This window comes from Bradyrhizobium sp. BWA-3-5 (genome assembly GCF_032917985.1).
In the GTDB taxonomy this organism is placed as follows: Bacteria; Pseudomonadota; Alphaproteobacteria; order Rhizobiales; family Xanthobacteraceae; genus Bradyrhizobium.
The window spans coordinates 4,442,130-4,452,087 of the sequence record NZ_CP136626.1 but is presented as its reverse complement, the minus strand read 5'-3'; the positions used below and the strand labels follow the sequence as shown (position 1 = coordinate 4,452,087).

General features: G+C 63.0%; 9 protein-coding genes and 1 pseudogene. 8 read left to right on the top strand and 2 right to left on the bottom strand.

Annotation, left to right across the window (positions count from 1 at the left end; translation table 11 throughout):
* A complete protein-coding gene (gene rpsF / locus RX331_RS21645; RefSeq protein ID WP_065729761.1) occupies positions 1 to 474 on the bottom strand; it encodes a 30S ribosomal protein S6 in 474 nt (157 codons plus the stop codon).
* 391 nt (positions 475 to 865) lie between these two features.
* Here rpsF and RX331_RS21640 point away from each other — a divergent pair, with 391 nt between their 5' ends.
* Positions 866 to 1,606 carry a TetR/AcrR family transcriptional regulator C-terminal domain-containing protein gene (locus RX331_RS21640; RefSeq protein ID WP_317251939.1) on the top strand — a complete coding sequence of 247 codons (741 nt, stop codon included), beginning with the start codon at positions 866 to 868 and terminating at the stop codon, positions 1,604 to 1,606.
* The gene (locus RX331_RS21635) at positions 1,603 to 2,628 is read left to right on the top strand and encodes a fatty acid desaturase family protein (protein ID WP_317251938.1); all 1,026 of its coding nucleotides are present in this window, start codon (positions 1,603 to 1,605) and stop codon (positions 2,626 to 2,628) included. Before RX331_RS21640 ends, RX331_RS21635 begins: the two co-directional genes overlap by 4 nt.
* A gap of 679 nt (positions 2,629 to 3,307) precedes the next feature.
* On the opposite strand, the gene RX331_RS21630 is transcribed toward RX331_RS21635, so the two are convergent.
* A complete protein-coding gene (locus tag RX331_RS21630) occupies positions 3,308 to 3,535 on the bottom strand; it encodes a hypothetical protein (RefSeq protein ID WP_317251937.1) in 228 nt (75 codons plus the stop codon).
* A 577-nt stretch (positions 3,536 to 4,112) separates the two neighbouring features.
* Between RX331_RS21630 and RX331_RS21625 the strand changes: the two are divergent.
* The 6 genes and pseudogenes from RX331_RS21625 (at position 4,113) to mltG (ending at position 9,867) form a co-directional block, all read left to right on the top strand.
* Positions 4,113 to 4,740, top strand: a pseudogene (locus tag RX331_RS21625) (LysE family translocator).
* A gap of 103 nt (positions 4,741 to 4,843) precedes the next feature.
* The gene (gene fabD / locus RX331_RS21620; protein ID WP_317251936.1) at positions 4,844 to 5,797 is read left to right on the top strand and encodes an ACP S-malonyltransferase; all 954 of its coding nucleotides are present in this window, start codon (positions 4,844 to 4,846) and stop codon (positions 5,795 to 5,797) included.
* A gap of 21 nt (positions 5,798 to 5,818) precedes the next feature.
* The gene (fabG, locus tag RX331_RS21615; RefSeq protein WP_317251935.1) at positions 5,819 to 6,556 is read left to right on the top strand and encodes a 3-oxoacyl-[acyl-carrier-protein] reductase; all 738 of its coding nucleotides are present in this window, start codon (positions 5,819 to 5,821) and stop codon (positions 6,554 to 6,556) included.
* A 305-nt stretch (positions 6,557 to 6,861) separates the two neighbouring features.
* Positions 6,862 to 7,101, top strand: coding sequence for an acyl carrier protein (locus RX331_RS21610; protein ID WP_002716125.1), 240 nt, complete (start codon positions 6,862 to 6,864; stop codon positions 7,099 to 7,101).
* Positions 7,102 to 7,197: 96 nt separating this feature from the next.
* On the top strand, positions 7,198 to 8,463 hold the full coding sequence (fabF, locus tag RX331_RS21605) for a beta-ketoacyl-ACP synthase II (RefSeq protein ID WP_317251934.1): 1,266 nt from the start codon (positions 7,198 to 7,200) through the stop codon (positions 8,461 to 8,463).
* Between the two features lie 126 nt (positions 8,464 to 8,589).
* Positions 8,590 to 9,867: an endolytic transglycosylase MltG gene (gene mltG / locus RX331_RS21600; RefSeq protein WP_317251933.1), complete on the top strand. Its 1,278-nt coding sequence runs from the start codon at positions 8,590 to 8,592 to the stop codon at positions 9,865 to 9,867.
* Positions 9,868 to 9,958: the final 91 nt, after the last annotated feature.

Here is a 9,958-nt window from a genome sequence, read left to right as displayed (position 1 = left end):
TTACTCCTCTTCCGTCGCTTCAACAGCGTCTTCGCGCGGACGGCGCGGGCCACGGTCCCCACGGAAGCCGCCGCCTTCACGATCGCCACGGAAGCCGCCTTCGCGGTCACCGCGGAAACCGCCGCCGCGATCGTCGCGCTCGCGATCACGGTCGGCCTTGCGCATCATCGCCGAGGGGCCTTCCTCGTGCTCTTCGACACGGACGGTGAGGTAGCGGATGACGTCTTCGGAGATCCGCTCCTGGCGCTCGATCTCGGTGACCGCAGCGGAGGGCGCATCGATGTTCATCAGCACGAAGTGTGCCTTGCGATTCTTATTCATGCGGTAGGTGAGGGAGCGCACGCCCCAGTTCTCGGTCTTGGTGACCTTGCCGCCGAGCCCTTCGACGATGCCCGTCATCTGGGTGGTCAGCTCTTCGACCTGCTGGGTGCTCGCATCCTGACGCGCGAGAAAAACATGCTCGTAAAGAGGCATGGGTGTCCTTTCCAAGAGTTAGCGCATCTCCCGGCGGCAAGCCCTTCGAGACCTTCGGAAAGGACTCGATAATGCTCAGAAGGCGGAAGCACGGGACGACGGGCCGACTGGCCCTGCCACATCAAAAACGCCCGGATAAGGAGTGATTGCTGAGACCGTCCGTTCAGCTCCCGGCCGGGATCTGCGGATGCGCGCGTTATAAGGATTTTAGCCCGGATGGCAAGCAGAAGGACGGGGATGGCCGGGGAGAGCCCGCCATGGCGAACGGTTCCACCCTCATTTTTTGGAAAACAACCCCATGCACAGTAGCGCCAAGGGCTCCGCGAGGGGTGCGAATAACCCCCTTGCAGTATTTGTTTGTATGACATACAAATAACAGCAGGAGAAAACGATGGGCCCCAAGCGGACCGAAACGGCGGCCGAGCCGATTTCCGGCGATCCCAATCCCGGCGATCCCAAGCACGCCGTGCGCGCCACGCGTACGGCGGGGCGCAGGATGCGCTCGCTGCTGCTCGATGGCGCAAGCCGGCTGTTCAAGGAGCGCGGCCTCGCCGGGACCTCGATCTCGGATATCGCAGCCGCCGCCGACGCCTTCCCAAGCCAGATCACCTACTATTTCCGCACCAAGGAGGCGCTGTTCGTCGAGGCCGCCTGCCGCGACATGCTCTATGTCGCGCGCGCCACCGAGCAGGCGGCCCTGCGGGCGCAGACGCCCCGCGACTACACCCGGGCGCTGGTCGAGACCGTCACCGCAACCGATTCCGTCGCCTTCTTCGCCGAGGCGCTGACGCTCACGCGGCGCAGGCCCGATCTCGCGCCGCTGGTGGAGCGCACCATCGAGCGGCTGCATGCCGAGGGCATGCGCGCATATGCCGAGCAGATCGCGCGCCACGGCTGGCGGTCCTTACGCGATCCCGATGCATCCTCGCGGCGCTTCTGGGCCCTCGCGATCGGCGTGATGGTCGAGGGATTTGCGATGGGCCGCTCGCCTGAGGAAATGGCCGCCGAGATGCTGCGCGTGCTGGGCGATCAGGCCGCCGCCAAGACCGCCACCGAGACAGCCGGCAGCCGGCTGCGCCTCGTCGGCAGCGGCGTGACCGAAGAAGCATCGGAAGGGGAGAGCGAGAGATGACCGCACTTCGCATGGGTGCCCGCGATTTCCTCAGCGAGGACCAGTTGATCGCGGTGCGCCAGCGCGTGACGTGGAAGGGCGCGGCGCTGATCGCGCATGCCTGGGCGCTGATCATCGCCGCCATCGCGCTGGTGGCGTGGTGGCCGAACCCGCTGACCTGGCTGCTTGCGGTCCTCATCATCGGCTCGCGCCAGCTTGGTCTTGCGATCCTGATGCATGACGGCGCCCATGGCTGCCTGTCGCCGGACGAGAAGACCAATCTGTTCCTGAGCCAATGGTTCTGCGCCTATCCGGTGTTTGCTGAGACGCGCGCCTACCGCCGCTATCACCTGCAGCATCACGCGCGCACCCAGCAGGATGACGATCCAGATCTGATTCTATCGGCGCCGTTCCCGATCACCCGGCTGAGCTATCGCCGCAAGTTCTGGCGCGATCTCACCGGGCAGACCGGCTATCAGCAACGCAAGGCGCAACTGCTCAATGCGCTCGGGCCTGCAGAATGGCCGCTAGGGAAGCGCGCCGCGCATTTCTGGGAAAAGCTCGGGCCGCAATGCGCCGTCAACGCGATGATGTTCGCCGGGCTCGCCGCAGCCGGCCTCTGGTGGGCCTATCCGCTATTATGGTTGGTGCCGCTGCTGACCTGGCAGATGGTGATCACCCGCATCCGCAACATCGCCGAGCACGCCGTGGTGCCGGACTCCAGCGATCCCTTCCGCAACACGCGCACCACCCATGCCAACTTCCTCGAGCGGTTGTTCATCGCGCCGTACTACGTGAACTACCATCTCGAGCATCACCTGTTGTTCTACATCCCCTGTTACAACCTGCCGCGGGTGCACGAGCTTCTTTCGCAGAGCTCCATGGCTGCGCGGATGGAAACCCAGCCGAACTATCTGGCCGTACTGCGCCTTGCGACCGCCAAGCCCAACCGCGAGGACCGGCCGGGCCAACTCGCGAGCAGCCAGCGACGGGCGCGGGCCGGGCAGGCGGTCGGCGGCGATCAGAAGGCCGGTGGGTTCTAGGGCGTGTCAGGGCGCGCCTGATATTTAACATCTCAACATTGCGGATGATCTGAGCGCAACACGCTGCGCCGCTGCGGGATCGTTGTGCTCTATGTAACCCCGCAACGCCGCCGGCGCGATCAGAAGGCGGGCGAGATCTAGGTGCTGTGATCGCCATCTTGGCTGGAAAGCGGGCATCGGCGGAGAACGGAAGCGTTGCCGCTAAACGCCATTAAGTATTCGCACGTGATCGACGGTGCGCCAGCCAATAGTCGATCTGCCAGTCCTCGTAGCCAAGTAATTCGCAAGCGCGCCGTTCGAGATCGTCGGACCATGCTTCCAGTTTGCTTAGAAGCGTGAGCATCGCGTCTATCCGCCACTCGTGACCGGGTAACGCATAGAGCAGTCTCTGGTGATGGCAGGTGAGCAATTACTTCAAATACTTCACGTCCTATCAAACGGCCTGCAGCAACATGTCTTTCGAACATCCGCCAGTATCGAATATTGACGTCTGACTTACGCGTGACAACATTTAGGAAATAGGCGAGAGGCTTCGTGCCCCTCAGCATTAGGCCGAGTTCTCTACCGTTGTGCCCCAAGTAGGGCAGTTCACGCGGCCATTCCGAGCGCGTGCTGGATATGTTGATCGCTAAACGTTTATATCCGCGGTGGGTCAGAGTTCGTAGCAGCCATCCGACGATCAATCAGTGAAGAAAAAGCGACGACCGTCGCGATAGTCGATCTCTCTGCCATCGAAATGCCACGCCTGCTTCGGCGAAACAGCAAAAATGAGCGTTATTTCGTCAATGACTTGCAGCAGCCTCGTAGGCACCTCGTCGCGGTAGTAGCACCCCAAGGCAATGCCGCGCACAACCGTCTCCTTCTTTATCTCGTCATTTTCCTCGTTCCAGAAGAAAGCAGGCACCATAGGGCGGCCCGTGTCCCCTGACCCTATTTCGGTCAGTTCATTAGCATCGTTTGCGCTTGCTGACTGATGCGAAAATTTGCAGGGACGAGTGTCGCGTTTTCCATTTGAGCTCCGTCGATAAAAATGCGAACTGAAACGTCGTAATCTATCATAGCCACAAGCATGCTCACGACGTATGCCCGTGCGCACCTCACGGTTAACGTCGGCTTAGGGGCAGACTCGGAAGTATCTGGCCGCTCGAAATCTCGTCCGCTCATTCTCAAGGAACTGATTTAGCCGCCGCTTCGCAAATGGCGGCCAAGGGCACAAGCCGGAAGCGCGGCGTACGACTTGTGCCAAGCGTTGGCTGCTGCCCAACGGTCACTTAGTGGAGAGGCCAGGGCCCGTCGCCACGAAGGCGCTGCGCGAACCGGTGTTTGATCACGCCATTCCGGACGTCGCAGGACACCTGCCGACGCTCGATGAACGCGATCGCTTCCTGCGGACGGCTACGGATCGAGACATAGCTGGACCAGTTGGCTTGCCTTGCCGATGGCCGATGTCGTTAGATGACGACGGCCGTGATAAGGACTCTCAAATGATCGATTTCACCACCTTGATTGCCTATGTGGTTGTCGTGCTCGGCTTTGTCTTCATTCCGGGCCCCGCCACGCTGCTCACGGTTGCACGGGCGACGAGCTCAGGGACAAAGGCGGGGATTGCAACCGGCATCGGGATCGCGGCTGGCGACCTCATTCACACATTCATGGCAATCGTCGGCATCTCCGCGGTCATTGCGGCTTCGGCGGTGCTGTTCGGCATCATCAAATACGTCGGTGCGGCCTATCTCGTTTATCTCGGCATTCGGGCCATTCTGGAAAGAACGCCAATCAATCTCGCAGCCGGCGCACTGCCGATCTCGGCCGGCAAGGCGTTCAGGCAGGCTATTGTGGCTGAGGTGCTGAACCCGAAGACCGCGCTCTTTTTCCTCGCCTTCCTGCCCCAGTTCGTGGTGCCCAAAAACGGTTCGGTGGCGCTTCAATTGACCGTCCTGGGAGCCCTTTTTCGTCCTGCTGGGGCTCGTCAGCACGGTCGTCTTCGCCGTGTGCGCCGGGCGGCTGGGTGACTTTCTGCGCCGAAATCCGACGGTGTTGAAATGGCAGGGGAAGGTCGTTGGCGGCATCTATTGTGCACTGGGTGTCCGTTTGGCGCTGCAGGAACGCTGAGCCTGCCCCAATTCCCGATCTTCCGCAGCGCCATCCCGCAGCGCGGCTTGACATCCCGGCCTCGGTCAGTGTCTTACGGCCCATTCTAACGAGGGAGCGCCCGATGACGGCTGCATTTACGTTTCCGGGACAGGGTTCCCAGGCGGTCGGCATGGGCAAGGCGCTGGCGGAGGCCTTTCCGGCCGCGCGCGCGGTGTTCGACGAGGTTGATTCGGCGCTCGGCGAGAAGCTCACCGCGGTCATCTGGGATGGCCCGGCCGAGACCCTCCAGCTGACCGAAAATGCCCAGCCGGCCCTGATGGCCGTCTCGATCGCCACGCTGCGGGTCCTCGAGACCGAGGCCGGCTTTTCCGTGGGGCGGGATGCGGCCTTCGTGGCCGGCCATTCGCTTGGCGAATATTCCGCGCTCGCCGCCGCCGGCAGTCTCAGCGTCAGCGATACCGCCCGCCTGCTGCGCACCCGCGGTCTTGCAATGCAAAAAGCGGTGCCGGTTGGCGCCGGTGCGATGGCCGCGCTGCTCGGGCTCGACTACGAGGCCGCGATGGTGGTGGCCGGCGAGGCCGCGCAGGGGCAGGTCTGTCAGGCCGCCAACGACAATGGCGGCGGGCAGGTCGTGGTGTCCGGTGACAAGGCGGCGGTCGATCGCGCCGTGGAAATCGCCAAGGCCAAGGGCGCCAAGCGCGCGATGCTGTTGCCGGTCTCGGCGCCGTTCCACTGCAAGCTGATGCAGCCCGCGGCCGATGCGATGGCGCAGGCGCTCGCGGGCGTGACGATCAAGGCCCCGGCCTCGCCGCTGGTATCGAACGTGCTGGCGGCGCCGATCACCGATCCGGATGAAATTCGCCGCCGCCTGATCGAGCAGGTCACCGGCACCGTCCGCTGGCGCGAATCGGTCGCCTACATGGCGGCGCATGGCGTCACGCGGTTCTTCGAAATCGGTGCCGGCAAGGTGCTGAGCGGTTTGGTCAAGCGCATCGCGGACGGCGCCATCGGCGTGTCGGTCGGCGGACCCAACGATATCGCCGCCGCCAAGGATGCATTGGCAGCTTCGGCCTGAAGCTGCCGGAAGGAGACATTGATGTTCGATTTGACAGGCAGGACAGCGCTGGTCACCGGTGCCACCGGTGGTATTGGCGGAGCGATCGCGCAGGCGTTGCACGGCCAGGGCGCGACGGTGGCGATTTCAGGCACGCGCCGCGAGGTGCTGGATTCCTTTGCCGCCAAGCTTGGCGAGCGCGTCCACGTGCTGCCGTGCAATCTTTCCGACAGTGGACAGGTTGAGGCCCTGGTGCCGGCGGCGGAGGCCGCGATGGGGCAGGTCGATATCCTGATCGCCAATGCCGGCATTACGCGTGACAATCTCTTCGTGCAACTGCGCGATGAGGATTGGGACGACGTCATCCAGGTCAACCTGACCGCGACCTTCCGCCTTGCACGCGCTGCAACAAAGCTGATGATGCGCAAGCGCTTCGGCCGGATCATCGCGATCACATCGATCGTCGGGGTGACCGGCAACCCGGGCCAGGCCAACTACACCGCCTCGAAAGCTGGCATCATCGGTCTGATCAAGACGCTGGGCGCGGAATATGCCAAGCGCAACGTGACGGCCAATTGCATTGCACCAGGCTTCATCAAGACGCCGATGACCGATGCGCTCAATGACAAGCAGCGCGAGGCCATCCTGGCAAAGGTTCCTGCTGCGCGGCTCGGCACGCCCGAGGACATCGCGGCGGCGGCGGTCTATCTCGCCTCGAACGAGGCGGCCTACGTCACCGGCCAGACGATTCACGTCAACGGCGGAATGGCCATGATTTGAGCGAGTTATTGCCCCGATCAATGCGGCCAAAGGCCGTTTTCCGGGGGGGTGGAGGCTTGTAGTCAAGGCTTGGGAAGTATGGTAACCGAACCCCCGACGGATGGGCAAACAAGGCCATTGCAGGATAGTGAAACCCTGTATATTGGCGTGGCGACGCCTGCCGTTCGCCGGGGCTTTGTCGGCTATCCCATCGGGCCGAACCAAGACTATGCGCGATAGCGAAGGAAGTTTAACGACCACGATAGCTCGTAGCGTCTTTGTAGCGTCTTGGGGTCGGGTCCAAAGGAACAAGCACGAGGTTGATGATGAGTGAGATTGGCGAGCGGGTTAAGAAGATTGTGGTCGAACACCTCGGTGTTGAACCCGAGAAGGTTGTCGACAGCGCAAGTTTCATCGACGACCTCGGCGCCGACAGTCTCGACACCGTCGAGCTCGTGATGGCATTTGAAGAAGAGTTCGGCTGCGAGATTCCGGATGACGCCGCCGAGACGATCTTGACCGTTGGCGACGCGACGAAGTTTCTCGAGAAGAACGCGAAGAGCTGACGTCCCGGGCGGGTAGAGACAGAGCCGGACGGGCCGTCGTCGGACGGTCCCCCGGTTTCTTGTTTTTAGCCACTGCTTTCCGGTTGGAGTTTTGACATGAGGCGGGTTGTCGTCACGGGGCTGGGCATGGTTACGCCGCTCGGCTGCGGCGTTGACACAACGTGGGCGCGCATCCTCGACGGCCAGAGCGGCGCCAAGAAGATCGACACGTTCGAAGTCTCCGATCTTGCGAGCCAGATTGCCTGCGTGATTCCGCGTGGCGATGGCTCTGACGGCACTTTCAATCCTGACCAGTGGATGGAGCCGAAGGAGCAGCGCAAGGTCGACGACTTCATCATCTTTGCGATGGCGGCGGCGCGCCAGGCGCTCGACGATGCGGCCTGGCATCCCTCGACCGAGGAAGACAAATGCGCCACCGGCACGCTGATCGGCTCGGGCATCGGCGGCCTGTCCGGCATCGCCGAAACCTCGCTGCTGCTGAAGGAACGCGGGCCGCGCCGGGTATCGCCGTTCTTCATTCCGGGAAGACTGATCAATCTGGCTTCCGGCTATGTGTCGATCGAGCATGGCCTGAAGGGGCCGAATCATTCCGTGGTGACGGCATGCTCGACCGGCGCACATGCGATCGGCGATGGTGCGCGCCTCATTGCGCTCGGCGATGCCGATGTGATGGTCGCGGGCGGCACGGAATCGCCGATCTGCCGGCTGGCAATGGCGGGCTTCTGCGCCGCGCGCGCACTCTCGACCGGCTACAACGAGACGCCGCAAAAGGCTTCGCGACCCTACGACAAAGGCCGCGACGGATTCGTAATGGGCGAGGGCGCCGGCGTCGTGGTGCTCGAGGAATATGAGCACGCCAAGAAGCGTGGCGCGCGAATCTACTGCGAAGTGATCGGCTACGGCCTGTCGGGGGACGCCTATCACATCACCTCGCCATCGCCGGATGGCGATGGCGGCTTCCGCAGCATGAGCGCGGCGATCAAACGCGCCGGCATCGCGGTATCGGATATCGACTATATCAACGCCCACGGTACTTCGACGCAGATCGGCGATGAGATCGAGCTCGGCGCCGTGGAGCGGCTGCTCGGCAACGCCACTTCCAAGGTGTCGATGTCGTCGACGAAATCGTCGACCGGGCACCTGCTCGGTGCGGCCGGCGCGATCGAAGCCATTTTCAGCATCCTTGCGATTCGCGATAATATTGCTCCGCCCACGATCAATTTGGAAAACCCGTCGGTGGAAACGGCGATCGATCTGGTGCCGCAGACGGCGCGCAAGCGCGAGATTAACGTCGCACTGTCGAATTCCTTCGGTTTCGGAGGGACGAACGCCTCCGTAATCGTACGGCGTGTGGCAAACTAGTAAGTGTTTATAACTACTCCACCGTTTTGCCGTATTCGGCGATGACTTCTACGAGCGGGCGTATGCTATCGGCCGGGCAGGGAATTGCCGGGCCGCGATTGAACCGGCAGGATTCAGGTTGCATCGATGAGTGAGAGGCCGCCCATTTCACCGCGAAGTCCGCGCGCTGCGCTGGAGCCCGAGCAGGTGCCGCCGCCGCCGAAGCGGTCGGAGCGCGCCCGCAATCCGTTCGTGGTGGTCGGCAATGCCATCTTCACCATCCTGATCATTCTGATGATCGGGGCGGGAGCGGCCTATTATTACGGCAGGCAGATCCTGGAAACGCCGGGACCGCTCCAGGAAGACAAGATCGTCAACATTCCGACGCGGGCCGGCAAGCGCGACATCGCCGACGTGCTGCTGCGCGAAGGGGTGATCAATGTCAGTCCCTGGGCCTTCATCGGCGGCGTGTTTGCGCTAAAGGCAAGCTCCGATCTCAAGCCGGGCGAATATTCCTTCCAGAAGAACGCCAGCCTGCGCGACGTCATCGCTACCATCGTCGAGGGCAAGGTGGTGCAGCACGCCGTCACGATTCCCGAAGGTCTGACCTCCGAACAGATCGTAATGCGGCTGATCGACAACGACATCTTCGCGGGTTCGGTGCGGGAAATGCCGCGCGAGGGCACCCTGCTGCCGGAAACCTACAAGTTTCCGCGCGGCACCACGCGCGAGCAGGTGATCCACCGCTTACAACAGAGCCAGAAGCGAGTGCTCGCGGAAATCTGGGAGCGCCGCAATCCGGACGTTCCGGTCCGCTCGCCGGAGCAGCTCATCACGCTGGCCTCGATCATCGAGAAGGAAACCGGTCGGGCCGACGAGCGCAGCCGCGTCGCGGCGGTATTCACCAATCGCCTGAAACAGAGAATCAAGCTGCAGTCGGACCCAACCATCATTTACGGCCTGGTCGGCGGCAAGGGAACGCTTGGCCGGCCAATCAAGCGCAGCGAGATCACCCAGCCGTCGCCGTACAACACCTATGTGATCGAGGGCCTGCCGCCAGGACCGATCGCCAATCCGGGCCGCGCCTCGCTTGAAGCCGCCGCCAATCCAGCGCGCACACGGGACCTTTTCTTCGTCGCCGACGGCACCGGCGGGCACGCCTTCACCGAGACCTACGACGCGCACCAGAAAAACGTCGCCAAGCTGCGCGCGCTTGAAAAGCAGATCCAGAACGACACCGTCGAGCAGTCTGAAGACGCGCCGCCGCCCACGGCCGCCGGTCCGGCCGACACCAATCCAACCGCAACGACGCGGCCTTCGGCGCCGGCGAAAAAGCCGCCGGCCCGTCCTGTGGCACCGGCGACCGCACCGGCCCGCCAGGGCGCTGTGCAGTCGACCACGACGCCGCCGGTCGTGCAGCGCTGACAGCGGCCGGCCCACGCCGGCGTTGCTGCCACGGCCGGAACGCAATTCCACTTTGGCGGAAATCGGCTTAAGGTCGCGCCGATCTTTCGAG